The organism is Pseudomonas sp. FP2254 (genome assembly GCF_030687695.1).
GTDB lineage: Bacteria > Pseudomonadota > Gammaproteobacteria > Pseudomonadales > Pseudomonadaceae > Aquipseudomonas > Aquipseudomonas quebecensis.
Map to the genome: position 1 here is coordinate 3,778,263 of NZ_CP117444.1, position 25,901 is coordinate 3,804,163.

26 protein-coding genes are annotated in these 25,901 nt (G+C 61.4%); 14 read left to right on the top strand and 12 right to left on the bottom strand.

Translation table 11 applies throughout. The annotated features are described in order from the left end of the window. The first annotated feature begins 215 nt into the window (after positions 1 to 215). The gene (locus PSH94_RS17300) at positions 216 to 494 is read left to right on the top strand and encodes a DUF3509 domain-containing protein (protein ID WP_003172952.1); all 279 of its coding nucleotides are present in this window, start codon (positions 216 to 218) and stop codon (positions 492 to 494) included. Positions 495 to 554: 60 nt separating this feature from the next. Here the strand turns inward: PSH94_RS17300 and PSH94_RS17305 are convergent, their stop codons facing one another. The 4 genes from PSH94_RS17305 to aroC all read right to left on the bottom strand — a co-directional run bounded on the left by PSH94_RS17305 (position 555) and on the right by aroC (position 3,799). Continuing rightward, positions 555 to 824, bottom strand: coding sequence for a response regulator transcription factor (locus PSH94_RS17305; protein ID WP_305435470.1), 270 nt, complete (start codon positions 822 to 824; stop codon positions 555 to 557). Between the two features lie 209 nt (positions 825 to 1,033). After that, a complete protein-coding gene (locus PSH94_RS17310; protein ID WP_305435472.1) occupies positions 1,034 to 1,540 on the bottom strand; it encodes an acireductone dioxygenase in 507 nt (168 codons plus the stop codon). Next, positions 1,537 to 2,703 (bottom strand): MFS transporter, encoded by a 1,167-nt coding sequence (locus tag PSH94_RS17315; RefSeq protein WP_181076163.1) that lies wholly within the window; start codon positions 2,701 to 2,703, stop codon positions 1,537 to 1,539. Before PSH94_RS17315 ends, PSH94_RS17310 begins: the two co-directional genes overlap by 4 nt. A 4-nt stretch (positions 2,704 to 2,707) precedes the next feature. Further along, positions 2,708 to 3,799 (bottom strand): chorismate synthase, encoded by a 1,092-nt coding sequence (aroC, locus tag PSH94_RS17320; RefSeq protein WP_181075697.1) that lies wholly within the window; start codon positions 3,797 to 3,799, stop codon positions 2,708 to 2,710. 142 nt (positions 3,800 to 3,941) lie between these two features. Between aroC and PSH94_RS17325 the strand changes: the two genes are divergently transcribed. Continuing rightward, positions 3,942 to 4,904 carry an alpha/beta hydrolase gene (locus PSH94_RS17325; protein WP_181075699.1) on the top strand — a complete coding sequence of 321 codons (963 nt, stop codon included), beginning with the start codon at positions 3,942 to 3,944 and terminating at the stop codon, positions 4,902 to 4,904. A 99-nt stretch (positions 4,905 to 5,003) separates the two neighbouring features. Next, a complete protein-coding gene (locus PSH94_RS17330) occupies positions 5,004 to 5,810 on the top strand; it encodes a hypothetical protein (protein WP_181075701.1) in 807 nt (268 codons plus the stop codon). A 69-nt stretch (positions 5,811 to 5,879) separates the two neighbouring features. On the opposite strand, the gene prmB is transcribed toward PSH94_RS17330, so the two are convergent. Beyond that, entirely contained in the window at positions 5,880 to 6,788 is a 909-nt protein-coding gene (gene prmB, locus PSH94_RS17335) for a 50S ribosomal protein L3 N(5)-glutamine methyltransferase (protein ID WP_305435473.1), read from the bottom strand. 241 nt (positions 6,789 to 7,029) lie between these two features. Here prmB and PSH94_RS17340 point away from each other — a divergent pair, with 241 nt between their 5' ends. From PSH94_RS17340 to PSH94_RS17360, 5 genes are all read left to right on the top strand, one after another. Then, complete coding sequence (locus tag PSH94_RS17340) at positions 7,030 to 7,620, top strand: cysteine hydrolase family protein (protein ID WP_181075704.1); 591 nt, start codon at positions 7,030 to 7,032, stop codon at positions 7,618 to 7,620. A 133-nt stretch (positions 7,621 to 7,753) separates the two neighbouring features. Then, positions 7,754 to 8,074 (top strand): hypothetical protein, encoded by a 321-nt coding sequence (locus tag PSH94_RS17345; RefSeq protein WP_034099345.1) that lies wholly within the window; start codon positions 7,754 to 7,756, stop codon positions 8,072 to 8,074. A 74-nt stretch (positions 8,075 to 8,148) separates the two neighbouring features. Further along, positions 8,149 to 8,706 carry a Smr/MutS family protein gene (locus PSH94_RS17350; protein WP_181075706.1) on the top strand — a complete coding sequence of 186 codons (558 nt, stop codon included), beginning with the start codon at positions 8,149 to 8,151 and terminating at the stop codon, positions 8,704 to 8,706. 78 nt (positions 8,707 to 8,784) lie between these two features. Beyond that, positions 8,785 to 9,330, top strand: coding sequence for a GTP cyclohydrolase I FolE (folE, locus tag PSH94_RS17355; RefSeq protein WP_003236739.1), 546 nt, complete (start codon positions 8,785 to 8,787; stop codon positions 9,328 to 9,330). 102 nt (positions 9,331 to 9,432) lie between these two features. Beyond that, positions 9,433 to 9,804, top strand: coding sequence for a glutathione S-transferase N-terminal domain-containing protein (locus tag PSH94_RS17360; protein ID WP_305435474.1), 372 nt, complete (start codon positions 9,433 to 9,435; stop codon positions 9,802 to 9,804). Positions 9,805 to 9,826: 22 nt separating this feature from the next. Here PSH94_RS17360 and PSH94_RS17365 read toward each other — a convergent pair whose 3' ends face one another. Genes PSH94_RS17365 through PSH94_RS17375 form a run of 3 tightly spaced genes read right to left on the bottom strand, consistent with a single transcriptional unit; the run spans position 9,827 to position 12,763 of the window. After that, on the bottom strand, positions 9,827 to 10,147 hold the full coding sequence (locus PSH94_RS17365) for a hypothetical protein (RefSeq protein ID WP_266246263.1): 321 nt from the start codon (positions 10,145 to 10,147) through the stop codon (positions 9,827 to 9,829). Then, positions 10,144 to 11,469 carry an acyclic terpene utilization AtuA family protein gene (locus tag PSH94_RS17370; protein WP_305435475.1) on the bottom strand — a complete coding sequence of 442 codons (1,326 nt, stop codon included), beginning with the start codon at positions 11,467 to 11,469 and terminating at the stop codon, positions 10,144 to 10,146. The genes PSH94_RS17365 and PSH94_RS17370 overlap by 4 nt, the downstream gene beginning before the upstream one ends. A gap of 1 nt (position 11,470) precedes the next feature. Continuing rightward, complete coding sequence (locus PSH94_RS17375; protein ID WP_181075718.1) at positions 11,471 to 12,763, bottom strand: CitMHS family transporter; 1,293 nt, start codon at positions 12,761 to 12,763, stop codon at positions 11,471 to 11,473. 114 nt (positions 12,764 to 12,877) lie between these two features. On the opposite strand from PSH94_RS17375, the gene PSH94_RS17380 reads away from it, so the two are divergent. Next, positions 12,878 to 13,774, top strand: a complete 897-nt coding sequence (locus PSH94_RS17380; protein WP_305435476.1) for a LysR family transcriptional regulator — start codon at positions 12,878 to 12,880, stop codon at positions 13,772 to 13,774. 9 nt (positions 13,775 to 13,783) lie between these two features. Here PSH94_RS17380 and PSH94_RS17385 read toward each other — a convergent pair whose 3' ends face one another. Both PSH94_RS17385 and PSH94_RS17390 read right to left on the bottom strand, forming a co-directional pair. Beyond that, positions 13,784 to 14,386 (bottom strand): glutathione S-transferase family protein, encoded by a 603-nt coding sequence (locus PSH94_RS17385; RefSeq protein ID WP_305435477.1) that lies wholly within the window; start codon positions 14,384 to 14,386, stop codon positions 13,784 to 13,786. A gap of 10 nt (positions 14,387 to 14,396) precedes the next feature. Continuing rightward, positions 14,397 to 15,563, bottom strand: a complete 1,167-nt coding sequence (locus PSH94_RS17390; protein ID WP_305435478.1) for a PLP-dependent aminotransferase family protein — start codon at positions 15,561 to 15,563, stop codon at positions 14,397 to 14,399. Between the two features lie 81 nt (positions 15,564 to 15,644). Here PSH94_RS17390 and PSH94_RS17395 point away from each other — a divergent pair, with 81 nt between their 5' ends. The 3 genes from PSH94_RS17395 to PSH94_RS17405 all read left to right on the top strand — a co-directional run bounded on the left by PSH94_RS17395 (position 15,645) and on the right by PSH94_RS17405 (position 18,307). Further along, positions 15,645 to 16,079: a MarR family winged helix-turn-helix transcriptional regulator gene (locus PSH94_RS17395; protein ID WP_253508701.1), complete on the top strand. Its 435-nt coding sequence runs from the start codon at positions 15,645 to 15,647 to the stop codon at positions 16,077 to 16,079. A gap of 263 nt (positions 16,080 to 16,342) precedes the next feature. Next, a complete protein-coding gene (locus PSH94_RS17400; protein WP_370694781.1) occupies positions 16,343 to 17,605 on the top strand; it encodes an NCS2 family permease in 1,263 nt (420 codons plus the stop codon). 60 nt (positions 17,606 to 17,665) lie between these two features. Continuing rightward, positions 17,666 to 18,307, top strand: a complete 642-nt coding sequence (locus PSH94_RS17405; protein ID WP_305435479.1) for a LysE family translocator — start codon at positions 17,666 to 17,668, stop codon at positions 18,305 to 18,307. On the opposite strand, the gene PSH94_RS17410 is transcribed toward PSH94_RS17405, so the two are convergent. Both PSH94_RS17410 and uraH read right to left on the bottom strand, forming a co-directional pair. After that, on the bottom strand, positions 18,288 to 23,558 hold the full coding sequence (locus PSH94_RS17410) for a dermonecrotic toxin domain-containing protein (RefSeq protein WP_305435480.1): 5,271 nt from the start codon (positions 23,556 to 23,558) through the stop codon (positions 18,288 to 18,290). The genes PSH94_RS17405 and PSH94_RS17410 overlap by 20 nt on opposite strands. Before the next feature lie 153 nt (positions 23,559 to 23,711). Then, positions 23,712 to 24,065, bottom strand: coding sequence for a hydroxyisourate hydrolase (gene uraH, locus PSH94_RS17415; RefSeq protein WP_181075732.1), 354 nt, complete (start codon positions 24,063 to 24,065; stop codon positions 23,712 to 23,714). A gap of 379 nt (positions 24,066 to 24,444) precedes the next feature. Here uraH and puuE point away from each other — a divergent pair, with 379 nt between their 5' ends. Then, on the top strand, positions 24,445 to 25,371 hold the full coding sequence (gene puuE / locus PSH94_RS17420) for an allantoinase PuuE (RefSeq protein ID WP_181075734.1): 927 nt from the start codon (positions 24,445 to 24,447) through the stop codon (positions 25,369 to 25,371). Continuing rightward, a complete protein-coding gene (gene uraD / locus PSH94_RS17425) occupies positions 25,368 to 25,883 on the top strand; it encodes a 2-oxo-4-hydroxy-4-carboxy-5-ureidoimidazoline decarboxylase (protein ID WP_305435481.1) in 516 nt (171 codons plus the stop codon). The genes puuE and uraD overlap by 4 nt, the downstream gene beginning before the upstream one ends. Positions 25,884 to 25,901: the final 18 nt, after the last annotated feature.

Sequence of the window (25,901 nt, forward strand, 5' to 3'; positions counted from 1 at the left end):
CAGTCTTTAAACATAACCAGATGCCGATTGCACCGCATCGAGTAACGCAAAATGCAGGATGCATGATGGCCATTCATGCAAATTGCACGAAATCGAAAATTCTGATTTTTTGCAAGCCGATGATTTATAAAGAGTTTTTTAATTTCTGCTAGCTGGCACAATCGCTGCACCTATCACTCCATGCTTGCCCACTTGAGCCAATGGAGCTGATAAACATGAGCCTGATACAAGATAAATTCGCTTCGGTATTCTCCAACTACGACGTCACCACTCAGCCTCGTCCGGACGGCGGCATCCTGTTGACCCTGCGCAACAGTGAAGGCAAGCAGGTCAAGCGTTCGATCTCTTACCAGCAGTTGCACACCGCCGACCAACTGACCTGGGTGATCAGCGCGATCCGCCGTGACCTGGCCGAGCAAGCCAGCGAGCTGCCGCAGATTTCCATGCTGCAAAGCCAGAATCGCTTCGCCCTGCCGACTTACCATTCCGCGTAAGTCAGCAGCGCAAAAAAAGGGCCGCGACGCCGTTGAGCGTCGCGGCCCTTTTTTGTGGGTTCAACATAGGCCCCGGCGGGCGGCTTCGTTCATCGCTTGCACACGGTTGTTGACCTGCAATTTGCCGTAGATATTGCGCAGGTGAAATTTCACTGTGGCCTCGGACGTGGCGCGAATCTGGCTGATTTCCCAGACAGTCTTGCCTTCCGAGGCCCATCGCAGGATCTCCAACTCTGAACAGGTCAGCGGTTTGCCGAACAGGTTAAGGCGCCTTCTGACAGCATTAGGCACGGAATACGACGCTTCAAACGGCTCCTCTGGGCGATTCATCGGTTCTCTCCTTTTATTGGCTAATGCCTTATCACCCTTCGGATTCCTCCTATTGACAGGCGATACAAACACTGAGGCCGCAGAAGAGTTACACAACCAGGAGCGCCCATGGGCAGGGCTCAGGATAAACAGCAGCGCCCTACAACTGACTCAGCTACTTCCCACACAAACTTACAACGTTTCGGGGTTGAAGATTCTGACGCAAGGGCCTAATCGTCCAAACCGGGAAAACAGCCGGCGATGGCGTCTGCGGTCAATACCGGCACGCAATCCTCGGCGCTGTTGAACATGCGCAGCGCCACGGCATGGGGATGCTCACCGAAGTCCAGCCAGTGCGCTGTGTCGGCCGGCACGATCAGTAGATCGTTTTTCTCGCAGCGCACGATGTAGACGTCCTCGCCCATGTGCAGGCCGAAGAGTCCTTGGCCGGCGATGAAAAAATAGCCGTGGGTGTCTCGGCAACGCTGTTCGGCGCGTGCCGGGAAAGGGTGTGTGATGTTGAGTACCTCGACGTTGTTGTAGCCCAGGTCATTGATCGGTGCGCGATAGGCCTCGATCATCACGGCGTCGCTGGCGCCCTTCTCGATCGGGCCGGGTTGCCAGCGCTCGAACCGTACACCGTGCTCGGCCAGGGTGCTGGCGATATCTTCGACATGGGTCAGGACCTTGTTCGGCGTATCCGGTGCAGCGACGTGGTAGACGGCGACATAGCTCATTGAGGGGTTCCTTGGTTCTGCTCGTGCAATCGAAAGCCGATGATAACGGCCGCGGCCAGGGCGGCGACGCTGGCAAGACTAAAGGTGAAGGTCGGGCCCAACAGGTTCCAGCTGTAACCGGCATACAGCGCGCCCAAGGCACCGCCGGTGCCGGACAACGCAGCGTACAGCGCCTGGCCCTGGCCCTGTTGTCTGGCGCCGAAGCTGCGCTGCACGAAGGCAATCGCGGCGGCATGGAAACTGCCGAAGGTCGCGGCGTGCATCACCTGCGCCAGCAGCAACACCCAGAAGAATTCGGCAAAGCTGCCCAACAGTAACCAGCGCAGCGCCGCCAGCACAAAGCTGGCCAGCAGCACCCGGCGCAGCGAAAAACGCGTGAGGATACGGCTCATGCCGAGGAACATCAGCACTTCGGCCACCACCCCCAGCGCCCATAGCAACCCGATCACCCCACGGCTGTAACCCAGGTGCTCGAGGTGCAAGGTCAGAAATGTGTAATACGGGCCGTGGCTCATCTGCATCAGCGCCACGCACAGGTAAAACGCCAGCACGCCGGGGCTGCGCAGTTGCTTGAGGAAACCATCCCCGGCCAGGCGATTGCCGTGGCTGGCCGGTTGCGCATTCGGCACCCACAGGCTGGCGCCGATAATCCCGGCCATGATCACCACGACCACCACCGGGTAAATGTCCAGGCTCAGCCAATCGAACAGGCGGCCCATGATGACCACGGTGAGGATAAAACCGATGGAGCCCCACAGGCGGATCTGGCTGTAGCGTGAAGTCTGTGTTTGCAGGTGAGCCAGGGTGATGACTTCAAACTGCGGCAACACCGCGTGCCAGAAGAACGCATGCAGCGCCATCACCAGCGCCAGCCAGGCGTAGCTGTGGCTGACGAAAATCAGCGAAAAACTCAGCAACGTACACACCGCGCCAAACCGCACGATGGCCAGGCGACGACCGGTGTGGTCCCCCAGCCAGCCCCACAGGTTCGGGGCCACGCAGCGCATCAGCATGGGGATGGCCACCAGCTCGCCGATACGCGCGCTGGAGAACCCCAGGTGATCGAAGTACAGCGCCAGGAACGGTGCCGTCGCCCCCAGCAGGGCGAAGTAGAACAGATAGAAACTGGAGAGGCGCCAATACGGAAGGGCTGTCACAACCAGCCCGTCACAGCTGGCCCAGCACCGGTGTACTCACACGCACATCGGCGTTTTGCCCGCGATTGCGCAGCAGATGGTCCATCAGCACGATGGCCATCATTGCTTCGGCGATCGGCGTGGCGCGGATGCCGACGCAGGGATCGTGACGACCCTTGGTGATCACGTCCACCGGGTTGCCGTGCACGTCGATCGAGCGGCCCGGGGTGGTGATGCTCGACGTGGCTTTGAGTGCCAGGTGCGCAACGATGGGCTGGCCGGAAGAAATACCACCGAGGATGCCGCCCGCGTTGTTGCTGAGGAAACCTTGCGGCGTCAGCTCATCGCGATGCTCGGTGCCGCGCTGGGCAACACAGGCGAAACCGGCGCCGATCTCCACGCCCTTGACCGCATTGATGCTCATCAGCGCGTGGGCCAGTTCGGCGTCGAGACGGTCGAAAATCGGCTCGCCGAGGCCCGGCTTGACGCCTTCGGCGACCACGGTGATCTTGGCGCCGACCGAATCCTGGTCACGGCGCAACTGGTCCATGTAGGCCTCCAGCTCGGGCACCTTGTCCGGGTCGGGGCAGAAAAACGCGTTGTCTTGCACGCTGTCCCAGGTCTTGAACGGGATTTCAATCGGGCCCAGCTGGCTCATGTAGCCACGGATCAGGATGCCCTGGGTTGCCAGGTATTTCTTGGCAATAGCCCCGGCGGCCACGCGCATGGCGGTTTCCCGCGCCGAACTGCGGCCGCCGCCACGGTAGTCGCGCTCACCGTATTTGTGGTGGTAGGTGTAGTCGGCGTGGGCCGGGCGGAACAGGTCCTTGATCGCCGAATAGTCCTTGGACTTCTGATCGGTATTGCGAATCAGCAGGCCGATGGCGCAGCCGGTGGTGCGGCCTTCGAACACGCCGGAGAGGATCTCGACTTCGTCGGGCTCCTGGCGCTGGGTGGTGTGGCGGCTGGTGCCGGGCTTGCGGCGGTCGAGGTCACGCTGCAGGTCGTCCAGGCTCAACTCAAGGCCGGGCGGGCAGCCGTCGACAATGGCGACCAACGCCGGGCCATGGCTTTCGCCCGCGGTGGTGACAGTGAACAGCTTGCCGAAGGTATTGCCGGACATGCAGGGCGCTCCGTGAAATCAGTTGTAATCACTCAGGGGTGATAACCAAGCGCGCCAGTATACGCGGGCCCACCGACTAGTTCATCCTCGAAACCTTACCGGTCGGCATGGGTCCAACCGGCACCTCCCTGATGATGGCGCGATGATGCTGCGAGTTTTGCTGTTCACCCTCACCCTCTTGACCACCCTGGCTCACGCCGCCTCCCCCGTTGTACTGCAACGGCCTATCAGCCTCGATACGGGCAATGGCGAGTTGTTCGGCTCGCTGCTGCTGCCGCAGTCGGACCGCCCAGTGCCGGTGGTGTTGATCATTGCCGGTTCCGGGCCTACCGATCGCAACGGCAACAGCGCCGACGGCGCACGCAACGACAGCCTCAAGCGCCTGGCCTGGGTGCTGGCCCGGCACAACATTGCCAGCGTGCGCTACGACAAGCGCGGCGTGGCCGCCAGCCTGGCCGCCACCCCGGACGAACGCAACCTGACTCTGGATGCCTATGTCGCCGACGCTGTAGCCTGGGGCAAGCTGCTCAAGGCCGACAAGCGCATGGGCCCGTTGATCGTGCTGGGTCACAGCGAGGGCGCACTGGTGGCGGCGCTCGCGGCGCCGCAGCTGCAACCGGCTGGCGTGATTTCCTTATCGGGCAGTGCGCGCCCGGTCGACCAGGTGATCCGCCAGCAACTGGCCGATCACCTGCCCCCTGCGCTGCTGCTGCGCAGCAATGAGATCCTCGACCACCTCAAGGCCGGCCAGGTGGACGCCGATGTCCCTGCCCCGCTGGAAGGTATTTTCCGACCGAGCGTGCAGCCGTATCTGATCAGCCTGTTCCGCGCCGACCCGTCGGCCGCGTTCGCCAAGCTGAGCATGCCGGCACTGATTATCCAGGGCACCCACGACATCCAGGTGGGCGTGAGCGACGCACAGCAACTCAAGCAGGCCAAACCTGACGCGCAATTGGTGGTGATCGACGGCATGAATCATGTGATGCGCATCGTGCCCAAGGAGGTGAAACAGCAGCTGGCATCCTACAACGACCCGCAACTGCCGCTTGCCGCAGAGCTGGGCAACCGCATAGTGCGCTTTATCGACGGACTTCAAACCCGATAAGCGACAAATTACCTCCAGTCCTGGCAAATCCGGCCGATAAGCCCAGGGTCGACAGTAAAAAGACTGTCGGCTCGCTGGGCCTGGACAGGATCGCACCGCATGACAACCACTGAAGTACTACCCGAACCGACCGCCGACGCCTCGGCCGCGCCACCCGAGGTTGCTGACGCGGCGCCTTTGCCGTGGGCGGATGTTCAAGCCGAACATTTCAAGATGCTGCGCCTGGCGCCCCTGGCCACCGACCGCGCCACCGGTGCACGGCCGCTGCGGTTCGTGCAGTTCGGCTATGCCGAGCGCAACGACAAGCACCGCAGTTTGCTGCGCATGGTTATCCAACTGCCCGGCCAGCGCGTGCGCCGTGAGCAGAACCATCTGGATGTGTGGGTCGACCACGATACACATCGCGTGCATTTCGGCCCCGGCAACAGCCTGGAAATCGAACCGCCCAACCGTGGCATCGGTCGATTCCTGGTGGCCCAGGCTGCGGCGTGGGCGAAAAAGCACGGGGGCCATTACCGCGTCGACGGCGTCGACCTGGCCAACAAGGACGCCCTCAACGAATCCACACGCCTGCGCCGCGATCACTTCTTGCGCGTCCAGGGCTTCGACGTGGCCTACGCCGACGTGCAGCACCTCAAAGGCAATGTGCAACCCGGCAAGGTCAGCGCCGTGCTGGACAGCTGGAACACCGAGAAGGTGCAGTTCGTGGAAATCCTTGAAGCCGCGCAGATGCTGCAACAGGCGGAGCAGAACCTGCTGGAACAGGAAGTGAAGCTGCGCAAGGAAGAAGAAAAGGTCACCAAGTTCAAACGCGAAGACAGCGGCTTGCGCTTTACCATCACCTGCCTGGTGGCGTTTACGGTGTTTCAAGCGGGGTTGTTGATCTGGATTGCCACGCACCGGTAGCCGTTTGAAAGGCGATCCATGTGGGAGGAGGCAAGCCTGCCTCCCACCTTTTTACCTGTGCCCCTGCCGTTAAACCTTGGCGGCGAACACCGCTTGATGGGCGCGGCACTGTTCGGCAGTCAACATGAACACCCCGTGCCCGCCGCGCTGGAACTCCAGCCACGCAAAGTCCACTTGCGGGTACAGCGCTTGGACATGCACCTGGCTGTTGCCCACTTCGACGATCAGCAAACCTTTTTCGGTCAGGTGGTCCGCCGCTTCGGCGAGCATCCGCCGTACCAGGTTCAAGCCGTCATCCCCGCAGGCCAGGCCCAACTCCGGCTCGTGCTGGTATTCGTCCGGCATGTCGGCAAAATCCTCGGCGTCCACATACGGCGGGTTGGAGACAATCAAGTCAAAGCGCTGCGCCGGCAGGCCGTCGAAACCGTCGCCCTGCACGGTGTACACACGCTGATCGACGCCATGACGCTCGATGTTCTGGTTGGCCACTTCCAGGGCTTCAAAGGACAGATCCCCCAGCACCACTTCGGCATCCGGGAACTCGTACGCACAGGCGATGCCGATGCAACCGGAACCGGTGCACAGGTCGAGGATGCGCGCCGGGGGCTGGGCCAGCCAGGGTTCGAAGCGGTTTTCGATCAGTTCGCCAATCGGTGAGCGCGGGATCAGCACCCGCTTGTCGACGATAAACGACATGCCGCAGAACCACGCCTCGCCCAGCAGGTAAGCCGTGGGCACGCGCTCATGGATGCGGCGATGCAGCAGGCGCTGGACGTGAGAGATTTCCTCTTCTTCGAGGTTGCAGTCCAGGTAGCTGTCGGCCATTTCCCATGGCAGATGCAGGGCGCCGAGCACCAACTGACGGGCTTCATCCCAGGCATTGTCGGTGCCATGGCCAAAAAACAGGTCTTCCCCATGGAAACGGCTGACAGCCCAACGGATATGGTCGCGCAAGGTGCGCAGGCGGGAAGTGATCACGGGGGCAGACTCCTGGAAAAAACGACTGGCGATTCTAACAGCCTTCGCCTGTACCGACGATGTACGAAAAACCTGGTGCCATACGTCGGATTTCATCCAAATTGCCAGTATTGCGCCAGACGAGTTCGCCTCTTGACATGGCTGCACGCCAGCAACGGCGTACCTTACGATGGTAGCGATTCACAGAAGCGCTCAGCCAGTGGACAATGTCGCAAATGCCCCCCTCACAGGAGCCCCCAGAATGTCCGTTCCAAAGACGATGTTTCAACTCAGCGGTCGTGGTTACGCAGCTGCCAACCTCAGCCATGCGACCCTTGTGATCATCGACGCCCAGAAGGAGTACCTCAGCGGCCCACTCGCCCTCTCGGGCATGGACGCGGCCGTGGCCAATATCAAGCAACTGGTCGCGGCGGCGCGCGAAGCCGGGCGCCCGATCGTGCATGTGCGTCACCTGGGCACCGTGGGCGGCCTGTTCGACCCACAAGGCGAGCGCGGTGAATTCATCCCGGGCCTGGAACCTGCCGCTGACGAAACCATCATCGGCAAACTGCTGCCCAGCGCTTTCCATGGCACCGAACTGCTCGACCGACTGCAAAACCTGGGTTCCCTGGACCTGATCGTCTGCGGTTTCATGAGCCACTCCAGCGTCAGCACCACGGTGCGCGCAGCCAAGAACCTGGGGTTTCGCTGCACCCTGGTGGAAGATGCCTGCGCCACCCGCGACCTGCCCTACAAAGGCGGCGTGCTGGGTGCCGAGCAGGTGCAGCAAACCGAAATGGCGATCATGGCCGACAACTTCGCCACCCTCGCCCTGACCAAAGATCTGATCTGATCGCTGCCGGGATGAGCGGGTTTATTCCCCCGCTCATCCGCCACGCCCTTTCATTTGGCGCATTTACCCCTCCCGCCGGAACAACCTGGGTATCTTCCGGTCGAAGGGCCGATACCCTGGAGGAAAGGTCGGGATGAAGATATCCGATGGTTTCGACGCTCGTCGCTTGCGCCCCAAGGGCCCGAGCAATTGGCGTCTGCGCCTGGTGGCCGGCATTGCCGCGTTGCTGGCGATTGTAGGTGTGCTGTTGGCGGGCGCTGGTGGCGCCGGTCTGTTTGGTCATTCACCGGCGCTTGGCGAATTGAATGCCAGCCCGGGCGGTTCGGCCCTGCTGCTGGGCATTGGCCTGCTGGTGCTGTGGCTGGGCGTGTGGTTGTGGCGCCGCAGCCGACGCCGCATGCGGCAGCCGCTGTCATTGAACATTGCCTCGCACTTGATGAAGAAGCACGACTAGTGGCGCTTGGATAGCGTTTCCTGCGCCCGGCCGCCGCGATTTAGGTAAACTGCCCGCCCTTCGCGGAGGCTGACATGCAAGACGACGATTTTTCCCTGTTCAAAAACGAGCTGCGCGGCGTCAAGCCGATCAAACACGATCGTGCCGACACCGGTAAACCCAAGGCCGACCGCGCGCAGATCGCCACACTGCGCCAGGCCGCGACCGTGCGCACCGACGCCACCACGGTGGATGGCCTGTCGGACCAGTTCGTGATCGACGTCGGCCCCGAAGACGAGTTGATGTGGGCCCGCGACGGCGTGCAGGAAAGCCAGATGCGCAAGCTCAAGGCCGGCCAGATCCCCTTCGAAGGCAGCCTGGACCTGCACGGAATGACCGTGGAAAAAGCCCGGGAAACCCTGTGGGCCTTTCTCGCCGAAGCGACCAAGTTCGAAATCCGCTGCGTGCGCGTCACCCACGGCAAGGCCGTGCGGCTGGACGGCAAGCGGCCGATGATCAAGAGCCACGTCAACACCTGGCTGCGCCAGCATGCCCAGGTACTCGGCTTTACCTCGTGCCAGGCCCGCCACGGCGGCGCGGGGGCGGTGTATGTGATGCTCAAGCGGACCATGATGGAAGGGCGCGACGAGTAACAAGTGCCGTCGTCGTGCTTGCAGCGATGTGCCCGCCACCGTAACCTTGCGCTTTGCGAAAATCCCACAGGTAGTTTCATGTCCCTGGAACAGAATTACACCGCGATCCTCGGCCAACTCGGCGAGGACGTTTCCCGCGAGGGCCTGCTCGATACGCCCAAGCGTGCCGCCAAGGCGATGCAGTACCTTTGCCGCGGCTATGAACAGACGCTCGAAGAGGTCACCAACGGTGCCCTGTTCAGTTCCGACAACAGCGAAATGGTGCTGGTCAAGGACATCGAGTTGTACTCGCTGTGCGAACACCACCTGCTGCCGTTCATCGGCAAGGCCCATGTGGCCTACATCCCGAGCGGCAAGGTGCTGGGCCTGTCCAAGGTGGCGCGGATTGTCGATATGTACGCGCGCCGCCTGCAGATCCAGGAAAACCTCAGCCGCCAGATCGCCGATGCCGTGTTGCAGGTGACCGGCGCGCTGGGCGTGGCGGTGGTGATCGAAGCCAAGCACATGTGCATGATGATGCGCGGTGTGGAGAAGCAGAATTCGTCGATGATCACCTCGGTGATGCTCGGTGAATTCCGAGAAAACGCGGCCACTCGCAGCGAATTCCTCAGTCTGATCAAGTAACGGGCTGCGTAAAAAAAAACCGGCGCTCATCGCCGGTTTTTTTTCGCCTGCACAAATCAGGTAAGCTGCGGCCCCTTCTGTGTTCGGCAAGAGGTTTCAGCCATGTTCGTCAAAGCACTTCGAGTGGGCCTCGGCCACGTCATCATCGCGGGCGATTTGCTGACCCGTCCTCGCAAAAAGCAGCGCCCCGCCGAGCAGCAGGCACAGGTCAACGAAGCGGCCAAGGGCCTGACCCTGTACCAGTTCCACGCCTGCCCGTTCTGCGTGAAGACCCGCCGCACCCTGCATCGCCTGAATGTGCCGGTGGCGTTGAAGGACGCGAAGAACAATGAGCAGGACCGTCAGACCCTGCTGGAGCAAGGCGGCAAGATCAAGGTGCCGTGCCTGCGTATCGAAGAAAACGGCCGGACCACCTGGATGTACGACTCCAAGGTGATCATCGATTACCTGGACAAGCGGTTTGCGGCGATCTGACACGCCTGCACCGCCCCCACCGTCAGTTCGGTATTGGCACATCCAGGTCCAGCAGCGCCGAGCCGAGGCACTTGCCATGGGCATCCAGTGCCAGTGAGCGGGTCACGCCGCCGCGCAGTATCCCCGGCAGCACGAAGTTCAGCGCGTGCACGTTGGGCAGTTCATAGCGCCGCACCGGCGCCGCGCCCGGCGTGAGCAGCCCGGCAAAAAACGCGGCGACCCGCTCGGCGGTGAGCTGCTCGCACAGTAACGGGTAATCCTCGGCGCGGTAGGCAATGATCGAGATGTTCGACGTATCGCCCTTATCGCCGGTACGGGAATGGGCCAGAGTGTGCAGTTTCATGCCTGGATCCTCGGGTTGACCGCGTCGCGCGGCAGCAGCAGCGACGCTACCGCCACCACCTGGCGCACGCTTTTGCTGGCACCGCCGCCGCCGGACGGGCCGTTGGTGTACAGGGTTTCCACTTCGTTACCGACGCGCACGGCGTCGCTGCGTTCTGCACAGCGAGCGGCGACGCGCAGGCGCACTTCCCAGGGCTCCACGCTATTGCGCGGACCGTGCAGCGAATCCATGCCGATCAATTCGGCGCGTACGTCCTGCATCTTCACTCCCATCCATTCAAGACGCTTGAGCACCACATCCCGCGCCAACTGCGCCCGTGCGACAGCGCCGGGGCCGCCGTAGGACATCTGCCCTTCCCCGATCCAGCCATCCAGATAGCCCACGCTGACCTTCAACTGCGACGGCCGCCCACGGCCATCGGCGCCCAGAGCGCGCACACGGTCCACGCCCTCCTCGACAAAACTCACCTGGGAAAAGTCCGCAGTCACATCGGGGGTGAGATAGGCCGCCGGGTCATGCACCTCATAGATCAACTGCTCGGTGCAGGTGGCAGCGCTGACTCGTCCACCGGAACCTGCGACCTTGGTGATCACCGCGCCGCCCTCAGCATCGATTTCGGCCAACGGAAAACCCAGCCGCGCCAGATCCTCCACGTCCTTGAACCCCGGATCGGCAAAATAGCCGCCGCTGACCTGCCCCGCGCACTCGAGCAAATGCCCGACCAGCGTGCCACGCCCCAGACGCGGCCAATCGTGCGCGGCCCAGCCGAATTCAAACATCTGCGGCGCAAGGAACAGCGATGGGTCGGCCACGCGCCCGGTGATGACAACGTCGGCCTCGGCGCGCAGGGCCTCAAGGATGCCGTCGACGCCCAAGTAGGCGTTCGCCGAGATCACTCGCGCGCCGAGTGAGGCAAGGGTCTGGCCGTTGTCCAGCACCTGCTCGTGACGCAGCAGCGGCAATACGTCGTCGCCGACCACCGCCAATACTTTGAGATCCAGGCCCAGCTCATGGGCGATGCGCCGCACCTCATCAGCCGCCGACAGCGGGTTGGCCGCGCCCATATTGGTAATCACCCGCAGACGCCGACGCCCCGACTGCGCGCCCACAAACGGCAGCACCCGACGCATGCGCTCGCCCAGCAGCGGGTCGTAGCCGCCCTGGGGGTCGCTGATGCGGGCTTGCTGGGCCAGGGCGATGGTGCGTTCGGCCAGGCATTCGAAAACCAGATAATCCAGGTCGCCGTGCTCGGCCAATTCGACGGCCGGTTCGATGCGGTCGCCGGAATAGCCGGCGCCGGAACCGATGCGCAAAGTGTTCATGTCAGATCACTCCCAAAAGCAACGCGGTCAGGGTCATCAACACTGACGCGGCAAACAGAAACGGAATGGTGAAGCGCTGGTGATCGGCCAGTTCGATTTTGCACAGGCCCACCAACAGGAACGTCGCCGGGGTCAACGGGCTGACCGGGAAACCGGTGGTGTGCACGCCCAACAGCGAGGCCTGGGCCACTTGCAGGGGGTCGACGCCGAGGGCCTTGCCGACTTCGGCAATCACCGGCATCACACCGAAATAGTAGGAATCGGGATCGAAGAGCATGCTCAGCGGCATGGATATAAAGCCCACCACCGCCGGGATCAGCTTGCCGTGGCCCGCCGGAATCTGCGCCACCGCTACTTCGGCGATGGCCTTGAGCATGCCGGTGCCCTGCATGATGCCGGTGAACACTCCGGCGGCGAGCAGGATACTGGCCATGGTCAACGCGGTTTTTGCGTGGGCATCGATGCGCGCACGCTGGGCGTCCACGTTCGGGTAATTGATGCACAGCGCCACGACGGTGCCGAGCATGAACATCACCACCGGGTCGACCCAACCGGCAATCATCACCACCATCACCAGCACCGTCAGGATCAGGTTGAGCCAGAACAGGCGTGGGCGCCGCAGCTTGAGGTCATCCTCGCTGAGCACGCGTTGCGGCACGGCGTCCACCGTGGACCCCGCGCCCAGGCCCAGGCGTTTTTCTTCGCGGCGGCCCAGCCACCAGGCGCAGGCGAACACAAATATCAACCCCACGATCTGCACCGGAATCAGCGGCTGGAACAGATCCGCCACCGGCACATGCAGCGCGGCCGAGGAGCGCAGCACCGGGCCGGTCCACGGCAAAAAGTTGACCCCGGCGGCCATGGCGCACACACAGGCAAGGATACGTTTGTCGATGCCCAGCCGCGTGTAGAGCGGCAACATCGCCGGCACCGTCACCAGGAACGTCACCGCGCCGGAACCGTCCAGGTGCACCAGCAACGCGAGAGTCGCGGTGCCGACGACAATCCGTGTCGGGCGCGTGCCCACCGTGCGCAGGATGCGGTCAATGATGGGATCGAGCATGCCCGCGTCGGTCATGATCCCGAAAAACAGGATCGCGAAGACAAACATGCCGACCACGGGGGCGACGTTCTTGATACCGGTGATGATGAAGGCGCTGGTTTGCAGGCCGAACCCACCGAGCAGCGCGGCGATGATCGGCAAGGCGATCAGCGCCACCAGCGGCGAGAGGCGTTTGCTCATGACGGCAGCGAGCAGGCACAGGATGGTGATGACACCCAGGGTAGCGAGCATGGGGACTCCAGAGCGGCCTTTGGTGGCCGGTTATTGTTTTCCCCGGAGTATTGGAAGCGCGGTAGTCTTTGTAAATTGGAATATTCAGCCCGGCACGTTCGGAAAAACAAAACGATGAAAAATTCGATCCAGCATATCCAGGCCTTTCTCGCCGTCGCCCGCACCGGCAGCTTTACCAAGGCCGCCAGCGAACTGAACCTGTCGCCCTCGGCGCTCACTGTGCAAGTGCAGCAACTGGAAGAGTGGCTGGGCATTACGCTGCTCGACCGCAGCCCGCGCCACGTCAGCCTCACCACTGCCGGCCAGGAAGCGCGCGGCCCCATGGAAAAACTGCTGCTGGACCTGGATAACATCGTCACCGGCTCGCGCGACCTCGCTGCGTTGCGCCGGGGCGTGGTCACCATTGCCGCCCTGCCCTCGGTGTGTGCCGGTAGCCTGCCCCCGGCGCTGCGGCTGTTTCGCGAGCGCTTTGCCGGGATCGAAGTGCGCCTGCACGATGTGGTGGCCCACCGCATTCATGCTCAGGTGCGCACCGGCGACGTGGACTTTGGCATCGGCGTGCGGGCCCGGTTAAGCCATGGGCTGGATTTCGTGCCGGTGTTCAATGACCGTCTGTGTGCGTTCGTGCCATTGGATCATCCCCTCGCGGCTTTGCCACGCCTGACCCTTGAACAACTGGCGGACCAGCCGATCATCCTCACCGGCCGCGACAGCAGTGTGCGCGAGCAGGTGGACGCGCTGTTCGACCAGACGCGGCTGAGCATGACGGCCGGCATGGAGGCTAACTACATGTCGACGGTGCTGGCTTTGGTGCGTCAGGGATTGGGGATCAGTGTGTTGCCGGAATCGGCGGCGGACAGCCTGGAGGGGTTACAGCGGATCGCCATCGATCATCCCGGGGTGAGCCGGGAGATCGGTTTGATCTGTCGCAGTGGGACAACACTGAGCCCGGCAGCGCAGCGTTGTTTCGACCTGCTGAACGATGAGTTATCTGGCACGTCATCGAACTGAATGGAGTGATCAGTCCAGCATCGCCACATGCTGGGGATGACTGGCTACCCGCGCCAGCCAAGCCTGCACCGCTGGGTACGGCGCCAGGTCGAAGCCACCTTCGTGCGCCACATGGGTGTAGGCATACAACGCGATATCGGCAATCGAGTACTGATCACCCACCAGATACGGCGTGGCTTGCAGTTGACGCTCCATCACCCGCAGTGCCTTGTAGCCGCCTTTATGGGTGGTTTTGTATTCCTCCAGACGGTCTTGCGGCATGTTCAGGTAGTACTGGATAAACCGCGCCACGGCGATGTAGGGCTCGTGGCTGTACTGCTCGAAGAACTGCCATTGCAGCACTTGCGTACGCAAACGCGGCTCGGTCGGCAGAAACGCGCTGCCGTCGGCGAGGTAGTTGAGGATTGCGTTGGATTCCCACAGGCAGGTGCCGTCTTCCAGCTCCAGCACCGGGATTTTGCCGTTGGGGTTCTTGGCCAGGAATTCGGCGGTCTGGGTGTCGCCGTTGAGGATGTCGACATTCACCCATTCATACGGGATGCCCAGCAGGTTGAGCATCAATTTGACCTTGTAGCAGTTGCCCGAGCGGTAATCGCCATAAACCTTGTACATGGGGTTCCCCTTATGCCGCTTGCGCGTGCTGTGCTTGACGGATCACGGCGGCCAGACGCATCAGACCTTCATCCAGGCGGGACGGGTCGATATGGCTGAAATTGAGCCGCAGTGAGCCCAGGTGCTGGTCCGGCTCGGAAAAGAAGGGTTCGCCGGGCATGAAGGCGACGTTCTCAGCGAGCGCGGGCGCCAATAAGGTGCGGGTATCGAGCGGCTGTTTCAAGGTCAGCCAGAAGAATAATCCGCCCTGGGGCACCTGCCAGTCGGCGAGTGCGCTGAAATGCCGTTCCAGTGCGGCCTGAAACCCATCGCGGCGCTCGCGGTAAAAACGGCGCAGTTCAACCAGGTGCTGCTGATAATTTGGCGTGCCGATCCACTGCATCGCCTGCCACTGGCCCACGCGATTGGTGTGCAGATCGGCCGACTGCTTGAGCTTGAGCAGATGCGGGAACAGGTCGGGGCTGGCAACCAGGTAACCGACGCGCAGGCCCGGCAGCAGGGTTTTGGACACGGTGCCGGTGTAGATCCAACTGGCCTTGTGCAGGCGGCTGACGATGGGCCGCGCGCTGGCGCCGTCGAAGGTCAGTTCGCGGTAGGGTTCGTCTTCGATCAGGGTCACGCCGAATTCGTCGAGCAACGCGGCGACGGCGTCGCGCTTGGCCTCGCTATAGCGCACCGCCGACGGGTTCTGGAAGGTGGGGATCAAGTAGATGAACGCCGCGCGATGACGCTCAAGCTTGGTGCGCAACGCGGCCAGGTCGGGCCCGTCGTCCTCCAGGGGCACAGTGAGGCAATCGGCGCCGAACAGCTGGAAGATCTGCAACGCGGCCAGGTAGGTCGGGCCTTCGAGCAGGATGGGCGTGCCTTGATCGATATACAGCTTGGCCGCCAGGTCCAGGGTCTGCTGGGACCCGCTGACCACCAGCACCTGGCTGGCCTGGCACGGCACGCCCAGGGCGCGCGCCTCGGCCGCCAGCAATTCCCGCAACTGGGGCTCGCCTTCGCTCATGCCGTATTGGCCGATGTTTAATGGCATATCATCCCAGTTCAACGCCGGCAGCATGCTTTCGGCCGGCAGCCCGCCGGCGAACGACATCACTTCCGGGCGCTGCGCCGCGGCGAGGATTTCACGGATCAAAGAGCTTTTAAGGCGCGTAACACGTTCGGAGAAGGCCATAAGGTCACCGCTGGCGAAAACTGTGGGAAATACGTCAAACTGGTTGACCGAAATTACGACAGCTCACCTGGATACGTCAACATGCTTGACCTTAAAAACCAAAACAGCCAGCAACAAGCCATGGAAGCGTTTTTCTTCGGCTACCAGGCATTCACCGCCAAGGCCGATGAAATGCTCGAACGTCGCGGCCTGAGCCGGGTACATCAGCGCATTGTGTTTTTTATCGCCCGCTACCCGGCCCTGAGCGTGACGCAGTTGCTGGCATTGCTGGGGGTAAGCAAGCAGGCGCTGAACATGCCGTTGCGCCAATTGCAGGAAATGCACTTGGTGAGCAGCGTGGCGTCGCAGACCGATAAGCGCAAACGCCTGCTGGAGCTCAGCGAAGACGGCCGGCGGTTCGAACAGTCTTTGCGCCGCGAGCAGGTGAAGTTGCTGCAGCGCGCTTTCAGTGAAGCCGGCGAAGAGGCGGTGAAAGGCTGGCTGGCGGTGAATATGGCGCTGAGCGCGAATAACTAGAGGTTTGCCTTTCATCTCTTTCGCACACAAAATAGAAAACATTATTTGCTTTCTTTGTATACAAAAGCATAATTCGCTTCGTGCGAGTTCCTGACCTATCAGTCAACAAAACCCGCCGGTAACCTCACAGCGCTTCGCGCTGGCCATAACAATAAAATGCTTGAGGAGTACTCGCTGTGGATAGCCGCAAATCCGAAGCCCCTACGCTGGACCTGTCGCCCTCCTCCCAGGGCGGTTGGCTGGAACGCCTGTTCAAACTGCGCATGCATGGCACCACAGTGAAGACCGAGCTGATCGCCGGCCTGACTACTTTTATCACCATGGCCTACATCATCTTCGTTAACCCCAACATCATGGCCGACGCCGGCATCGATCATGGCGCGGCGTTCGTCGCCACTTGCATCGCCGCCGCCCTCGGTTGCCTGCTGATGGGCCTGTATGCCAACTGGCCGGTGGGGCTGGCGCCGGGCATGGGCCTGAATGCGTTTTTCACCTACACGGTGGTCGGTACCATGGGCTATCACTGGGAGACCGCGCTGGGTGCGGTATTTATCTCCGGGGTGTTGTTCATGCTGTTGACGCTCTCACGCATCCGCGAATGGCTGCTCAACAGCATTCCGGTCAGCCTGCGCCATGCCATGGGCGCCGGTGTCGGCTTGTTTCTCGGGGTGATCGGCCTGAAAACCGCCGGCATCATCGTCGACAGCCCAGCCACCTTGATCAAGCTGGGGTCACTGCACGAGCCGGCGCCGTTGCTGGCGGCGGTGTGTTTTTTGCTGATTGCGATCCTCAGCTATCACCGTGTGTTCGGCGCGATCCTGATCAGCATCATTGCCGTGACGCTGGCCGGTTGGGGCCTGGGCCTGGTGCATTACAACGGCATCCTCTCCACCCCGCCGAGCCTGGCCCCGACCTGGATGGCAATGGACGTCAAAGGCGTGTTCAACGTCAGCATGATCAGCGTGGTATTCGCCTTTCTGTTCGTGCACATGTTCGACACCGCCGGCACGCTGATGGGCGTCGCGCAACGGGCCGGGCTGGTGAATGCCGACGGCAGGATCGATAACCTGTCACGCGCACTCAAGGCCGACAGCGCCTCCAGCGTGTTTGGCGCCATGGTCGGCGTACCGCCGGTAACCAGTTATGTGGAAAGTGCCGCCGGCGTGGCGGCCGGTGGACGCACCGGGCTGACCGCCGTGACCGTGGGCGCGCTGTTCGTAGCGGCGATGTTTTTTGCGCCGCTGGCGGGCATGATACCGGCCTACGCCACCGCCGGTGCGCTGATCTATGTGGCGATGCTGATGATGGCGAGCATGGCTCATATCAACTGGGACGAAGCCACCGACAGCATTCCGGCGATCGTCACGGCGATCATGATGCCGCTGACGTTTTCGGTCGCCGACGGCATCGCCCTGGGCTTTATCACCTATGTGGCGCTCAAGGCCGGCACCGGCAAGTACCGCGAGATTTCCGTCAGCCTGTGGGTGCTGTGCGCGATCTTCGTCGCCAAATTTATATTTTTATGAAACAGCGGCAAGGGACAAGAGGATGATTTGTCGTTTGCCGCCGCCCCCTGGAGCAATGAAATGACCCTTGAAACCTGGCTGCTGTTCAGCGGCGCTGCCTTGATCGTGATCCTGATTCCCGGCCCGTTGTCGCTGTTGATGATCAGCAACAGCCTCAACTATGGCGTGCGCCGTTCGTACCCGGCATTCCTGGGCGGGGTATTTGCCTCGATCTGCCTGCTCAGCGCTTCGGCCCTGGGGCTTGGCGCATTGTTGCTGGCCTCGGAGCAGCTGTTCAGCGCCCTGAAAATCGTAGGTGCGCTGTATCTGTTCTACCTTGCCTGGCAAAGCTGGCAGCAGTCGCGCCAGCCGGCCCAAGGTGCCGACGTGCCGCGGACGGCAGCTGTGCCGCGCTTTCGCACGCTGTTTGGCCGCGCATTCGTATTAGGCGCCAGCAACCCCAAAGACATCCTGTTTTTTGCCGCGTTCCTGCCGCAATTCCTGAGCAGCCAGCAGGCGTTTGTGCCGCAGCTTTTGGTCATGATCGCCACCTGGACCGTGCTCGACCTGCTGTGCAAGCTGGCCTACGGCCTCGGTGCCCATGGTGCGGCGGGCTATCTGCGCAGCGGCCATGGCCAGAGCTGGTTCAATCGCATCAGTGCGGCGCTGTTCGGTGCCGCCGGCGTGGCGGCGCTGAGCAAGGCTAGGACGGGTTTACTTTGACAAAATAGACGGTCGGTGCAAGCGTACCGAGGGTAGGCCATTGAACGCCCGCCACGATACGAACCAGGCGGTTTTCTCTCATGGCGCTCTCGACGCCCGCCAATAGAAGCGAATTCGGATTTTTTTTGATCGCGACATTCACCCAACTGTCCGTAAGCCTCGTATTCAAAGGAATACCCGATCGCTCCAGCCAATGCGGGGAGATGTAGTACACCCTGTTTGAACTGGACAGAGGATGAGTCGCGATCAATTCATCAACGGTCCTGCGCCCGCGCAGGACTTGCAGGCGCTGCACGTTGAAACCTTGCTGTTGCAACACGCGCTCGATGCGCGCGCTCTGCGCAGCGCTTCGCTCAGCGGCACGCCCACGGCCGAGACCGCGACCGCGAGCGCGATCCCGCAGCGCAGGGGCCAATCCGGATACGTTGAAGTCAACGCGAGTGAAGCCAGGTGCCTTGCCTTCATAGCCGATGTTTATTGTGTCCTGCCTTTCGGTAGGCCGAAGCAGCCTCAGCAGATCATCCGTCTGGCCAAGCCCATTAGCGGTCGGGGTCAACCAATTATCCAGCGTCGCGCGGATATTGAGCAGGTGAGTGGCGGTGGCCGGGCGAGACGAATCTGCCAGTTCAATCAGCCTCTGCGCGGTGAAGACTCGGCTTTGAGAGGTCATCTCAGGGAAAGCGATGCCGACATAATTAGCCAAGGGCCTGTCGAACTGTACGCTGTGCAGCCTCCACTCACCGGTTGCGCTGCGTGATACCGGAATGGGCTGCTCTCCAAGCGCAGTGGTTGTCCACCGATCAATATCTACATGCGCGCGTGAAACCAGCGGCTCATTCCTGGTGATAAACGCAATGCCATCCAACGGTGCATTGGCTCCCTGGTGGAGCAACCGGTAGTACCCCGCCCCTGCCGTCGTCGGACTGTCGTACGTTCTGCCCACATAGATGACATCGAAGGGAAAATTCGGGGATTCCATATGCACATGAAACGTCCCCATGGACGACGTAGCAGACAACTGCGTCGTGGAGAGCTGCACTTTCCAATCACACCAATAGGTCGTCGGCGCCGGTGATTGACGGATGCGGTTTTCGGTCGCCGCGCGCACCACTGGCGGCCGCCAGTCCGGCGCCGGTGACACGGGGGCGCGCCATGGGCTCAGCGCCCCCGCGCTGCTGCCCGGCGCAGGTTGAGGAGCGTCCGCGTCGAGCAACCACTCCCTGGAGTGGCGGATGTTCAGAATCAGTTCGTCTTGCCCTGGCGCGTGTTGATTCTTCAGGCGATACATCGGTTCGTCGCTGCGTCGGTACACCGGGTAATGGTGCACGCCATCCGCCACGAAGGATTCGCCATTTTTCACATAGATACCGTGTTCGCCCGGCGCTTTTAACGCCACCGCTTCGTCAGGCAACCCTTTGGTTTTGAAGCGCGCCAGGGCGTCAAGTTGCGTCACGGGTGACGGCACCACACGGGCGCCTCCACTTGTCGTCACCGGCAAGCGACGCATCCGCGCCAACGCTGTCCTCGATCTGGGCCGTATCGCGCGCGCAGCAGAGCCGCCCACCTTTTTCGGGCCGGGTACAAAATTCAGTAGCAAATCAATCGCCAACACGGTGCTCATAAAGCCCACATCCAGTGCATCTCGTGCGTCACCAAAACGATGAAAACGTCGCGCCGCCAGCAGCAACTCGTAGAAATCGTTGAACATTCCAAAGAGCGGAGAGAAAAAAGCCTTCACCGCCCGGTCGCGGGTATCGCTCTGCTCACCAAGACGGCGAGTGCGGTAGGCTTGCAACGCTTTGCCGGACTGGCTGGCGGCCTGGGTAGTGCGTTGCAGCTCAAGCACACTGGCGCGGTACAGCAATGCCTGGGCGTCGCTGTGGGACGTGGCAACGAGGGCCAGCCAGTCAAGCGGGTCACTGGCAATCTGCTCGAGGGCTTGCTTTTCGATCTCATCCAAAAACGGCACTGGCTCCAGATGTCGAGTGCCAAATGAGCGAATGAACTCGATACCTTGCCAAATGCCTTTGGCCATGACGAACGCCGGTATCAGGTCAAGATAATCAAGGGTCGGGCCAGACTGGTCAGCGCCATCGGGATGGTGGACGACTGCCTCGAATGCCCAGCCGGGTGCGACCTGCCGCGCCAGTGCCTTGACGTTGGCCGGCGACGCACCGAGACGGTTCAGCTCGTCATGGGCATGCTGCAGGCTGCCGTATTCGGTAAGAACCAAATCGTGCGCAGCCTCGGGCCAATACACCACGCAGAGCCCGGTGCGCTTGTCCTGTACCACGACTATTCCCGCAATGTAGCGATCATGCAGCATCGTGTGCCCAATCAAATGCACCACGTACAGCTGCAGCTCATGCTGGTTTTTCAGCAAGTCTTGCGGCGTGCGTGCCGCCATAGCCGTGCTGAAGACGCTTTGTGCCGCAGCAGTGACCCCCCGCTGGATCGCCGACAAAAGATGATGTTCATAGCCTGTGCGCAATGCGCGATTCAATAACGCCGGAACACGTCCCACGCCGGGTGCCTGGCTGCCTGCGACACGCGGATAAAAGACCCGAAGAATCGATGCGTCGTATTGCCCGCCGATATCCAGCGAGGACACCATGCGGATCAGATAATCGGCATTCAGCGATTGTTTCCATTCCGGTTGCAGAAAGCGTGCGCGATTGAGTCGCCAGCGTGTCCAGGGCGCCAGCGGGTCGAGGTTATGCATCGCCAGTTGTAACAGACTGAAGGAGGTACGCGTGACAGTCGGGGTCAATTGGATATTGCGGTCGCCTGCGGTACAGCCGCTTGTCCAGCCACAAAAGCTGCCCTGAACGTCATCAGGCAGTTCAATAAAGGGTTGGCCGATATCAAGCTCTGGGGAGATGCCGTCCTCGCGCAATCGGGCAGTCAAAACGCGCCGGGCGAAGGTGTACAAGTCAGGCAGCTCGTGTTCAAGCCCGGTTCTAAAAGCAAAGGTGCCGCTCAGATAAAGTTTTAGCGAGCGCCTGAAACGTTTACGCTGACCACGCGTTGCGCGCGTCAGCCAGGCCGGCATGGTTTTGGCTTCGGACGCGGCCTTGCGCACCAGCTCAATGGCGGCCTGGGCCTGGCTCAGGGCGACGTTGGCAGGAATCTTCAACTGTTGTTCCAGCTCGACGGTCAACAGCGCGCGACTCAACTCGGCATCCTTGACCTCACTGAAAAGACGCACGAGCTCTTCGTGGCTTGTTTGCAGGCGGTCGTAGCTACCAAGCAGTTTCTTGAGCGCGGCCAGCGCAGGCTTGCCCTTGATGTTCAGGTAGCGTACAGCCAATGTTCGATTGGTCGCATGGGCACGCAGATCGCGACGCTTGTCACGCTCGATATAACCCCACAGCGGGGAGTCGTCCCGACTGCCCAGGCTTGCCTTGAGGCTTCGGGTCAGTGCCTCCACCCCGGAAAAAGCCACCACCCCACCGTCCATGCCAAACGCGTACAGCACCACCGGATGCTGGCGGGTCGGAACCCTCATCGCGGGCGCCGTGGTCACCACCCAGACGTTATGCAACGCATAGAAGGCGTCCGGCTCACTGCCCACCGCGATCCAATACACCTGGGCATCGCTGTCGGTGCGTTTGTAGGCCCAGGGCTGCTCCACCACATCAATGACCAGGTCGCGATGCGCCGTGCTTAGAAGCTTGAGCTGGTGCTGCAGGTGAACTTCGCAACGCAGGGCCTCGGTTTGCGCGTTCATGAACAACGTCACACGCCGCGCAGTCCACGCACCGCCTGGGCGCTCAGCCCAAAAACCCAGCTCGAGCAAGCGGGCCCGCGCGCCCTTCATCAACGTGTCCAACGCCTGCGTATGGGCCTTAAGCTGTTCCACCAGCGTCGTGAGCGCCTGATAGGTCGGCGTGTCGGCGCCTGGGTCGGAGGGGTCAAGCAACGCAAGCACCCGTTGTTCGTAGCGCTTTGCCCGTTCCTGTACGGTGCGCAAGGCCAGCCCGGACGTGGTACTGGCGAAGATAATTTCCGCGCGCCGTCGTCGATGATCCCAATCAAGCAATTGATCGCCAAGGGCACCGAGTCGAGCGCTGCCGACCATTTGCTTCCTGAACCCCTCCGCGTATGCGAGCAGACGCACGGCGTCCAGCGGCGGTGGCCGGGGCCGATCACTGGAAAACACGTGCGCGTGGTTGACACTGACCGCACAGGCCAATTCGTTGCTCGATTGCCCTGTGAGCAAGGCCTGCGCGCCCAGTTCTAACGCATTGCTCATCACCTCAAGGCCGCGCATGACCGTGGAGGCTGCCGACAAGTCAGCAGGCCTGCATAACCCGTTACGACGGTTTAACGGCAGGCACTGCCACAGGTCGTGGAGCCGAGACGATTCCAGCTCCAGCAAGCCGCACTGAAGGCTTGCGAAAGAGCGATACTCGTAGAAATTGCGCGCCGCACCCGGCAGGTGAATAACATGGGGCGCATCCACCGGGTCGCCTTCACGATAGAGGTGCAGTGCGCCCGGGATCGCTACCGCCGAGGTACCTGGCCACATCAACTGAGCCACGCGCACACTGGCCCAGTCACCGCCCGCGCGCTGGCGCGCCTCGGCGGTCGGCGCATCGATCAGCGCCTTTACCATGGCAATACCTGCACTTGACAGTTCATCAAGTTGGCGCGCCATAAACGCCTGATCGGCGAACAGCTGCGTGTATAAATCGACCCAACGCTCCCGCCGTGTGCGCCAGGAACCCTGGGCCGGCGTGTCCCAATAATCGCTCACCGCGTGGGCCAGGCGCTCGAAAAGCCGCATTGCGATAACTCGTCGCAGCACTTGCAGCGGTGTATACGGCAACCGACGTTGCGGCTCTCCTTCGATGCTCAGGACGGTAAATTGATTGACATTGATCGACACCGAAGGCAGCACCAGCAGCAACAAAGCCCGCTCCGTCAAACTGTCCACTTTGTGGACCACCCCAGGCGCCTTGGTCTCAGTAAACAACAGGCGGTCGGGGTCAACGTCGAACGCTTTGCGCAGCTCTGCGCGGATCACCGTCAACACCTTGGGCGAACGCCCTATCAGACGAGAGAGGGCTTGGGTCGACTCTCGGCAACGGCGCTCGGCAAGACCGATCTGATTTATCAGGCGGCTGGGATGGGCGCAGGTGTTGACTCGTCGGGTCAACTGGTCGCGAATGAACTGCGACGCTGCTTCGACCGCGGCGTCGGAATCAGCGCCGTCGGGTGGTGACAGGCTGAAGGGCGGTGAGGACATAGCGTTTTCGTCTCTATGATGAAAAGGCCAAGCCTATGCACCGCAGCGCCTCAAGGGGCGCTAGATAGTTGAATGTGTGACGAAAGAAAAAAAGCCCGCAGTGTGGGCGGGCGAAACCAACGAAGAGCTTTGGGGGTGATGCGCGGTGACGACTCAGCTACCGCGATAGGTCGAGTAGCTGTAAGGCGAAATCAGTAAGGGCACATGGTAGTGATCCTGTTCGGCGCTGATGCCGAAACGCAGCACCACTACGTCCAGAAAGGCCGGCTGCGGCAGTTGCACGCCGCGGGCGCGGTAGTAGTCGCCCGCGCTGAACTGCACTTGGTAGACGCCGCTGCGATAGTCGTCGCCTTGCAGCAGCGGCGCGTCACAACGGCCGTCGCTGTTGGTCACCGCAGTGGCCACCAGTTCCAGTTGCGTGCCTTCGACGCGGTACAGTTCGACCTTGATGGCGCTGCCGGGGCAGCCGTGGGCCGCGTCGAGTACGTGTGTGGTCAGTCGTCCCATGGGTCGGGGCTCCGTTCAGTCAGGTCAATGAGGCCGCACTTTTTCAGGGCGAGAAAAACGTGGCGATGGCTGATTAAGACACTTTCAACGAAAATTGTACACAATAAAAATGACAAATTTCAGCCTGCGCCGCTTGGCCCAGTGCTGGTGTTTGAATTCTTGGTAATCCTCGCTTTTGAACGACCTTTTAGACATTTACTGACCGACCGGGCAAGTTTCTTGCAGTGCTAAGCTGTGCAAGCGGTCTGGAAAAAATGCGGAAATACAGGCTTACAAAGTGGCTATCAAGTTGTATACAATCAGCCCATCGCTGTGACGCCACCCAGTCTTTCCGCTGGCCGCCACACACTCGCTACCACGCACAAGAAGGAAGACTGCAGTGAGCGCTGACTACCCACGCGACCTGATCGGTTACGGCAGTAACCCTCCTCATCCCCACTGGCCGGGCAAGGCGCGCATTGCCTTGTCGTTCGTACTCAACTACGAAGAGGGCGGTGAACGCAACATTTTGCACGGCGATAAAGAGTCGGAGGCGTTCCTTTCGGAAATGGTCTCGGCCCAGCCGCTGCAAGGCGAGCGCAACATGAGCATGGAGTCGCTGTATGAATACGGCAGCCGTGCGGGGGTGTGGCGCATCCTTAAGTTGTTCAAACAATTCGATATCCCGCTGACCATCTTCGCCGTGGCCATGGCCGCCCAGCGTCACCCGGACGTGATCCGCGCCATGGTCGCCGCCGGTCACGAGATCTGCAGCCACGGTTACCGCTGGATCGACTACCAGTACATGGACGAAGCGCAGGAACGCGAGCATATGCTCGAAGCCATCCGCATCCTTACCGAACTGACCGGTGAACGGCCACTGGGCTGGTACACCGGGCGCACCGGCCCCAACACCCGGCGGCTGGTGATGGAGGAAGGCGGCTTTCTCTATGACTGCGACACCTACGACGACGACCTGCCCTACTGGGAACCGAACACCCCCACCGGCAAGCCGCACCTGGTGATCCCCTACACGCTGGACACCAACGACATGCGCTTCACCCAGGTGCAGGGGTTCAACAAGGGCGATGACTTTTTCGAGTACCTCAAGGATGCGTTCGATGTGCTTTATGCCGAAGGCGCCGAGGCCCCGAAAATGCTCTCCATCGGCCTGCATTGCCGCCTGATCGGTCGCCCGGCGCGCCTGGCCTCGCTCAAACGCTTTATCGAATACGCCAAAAGCCACGAACAGGTGTGGTTCACCCGCCGCGTCGACATCGCCCGTCACTGGCAAGCCACTCACCCTTACAAGGGAGCGGCGAAATGACTGCGTTCCGAACCCTGCAACCCTCGACCTTGAGCCGTGATGCTTTCGTCCAGGCCTTTGCCGATATCTACGAACACTCGCCATGGGTGGCCGAAAAGGCCTTCGACCTCGGCCAGGACGCGCCGATCGATCAGATCGAAACCCTGCACCAGCGCATGAGCGATATCCTGTTGAGTGCTGATCACGCCTCGCAACTGGCGTTGATCAATGCTCACCCCGACCTGGCCGGAAAAGCTGCCGTCCAGGGCCAACTGACCGAAGCCAGCACTAACGAACAGGCCGGCGCCGGTATTCACCAATGCACGGCCGAAGAGTTTTCTCGCTTCACCGAGCTGAATGAGGCCTACAAAGCCAAGTTCAAGTTTCCCTTCATCATGGCGGTAAAAGGCAGCAACCGGCATCAGATCCTCGCCGCGTTCGAAACGCGCATCCACAATTCGGCAGACACCGAGTTCAAGTGCGCCCTGGACGAGATCAACAAGATCGCGTTGTTCCGTTTACTGACCCTCTAAACACCATCCCCAGCCACT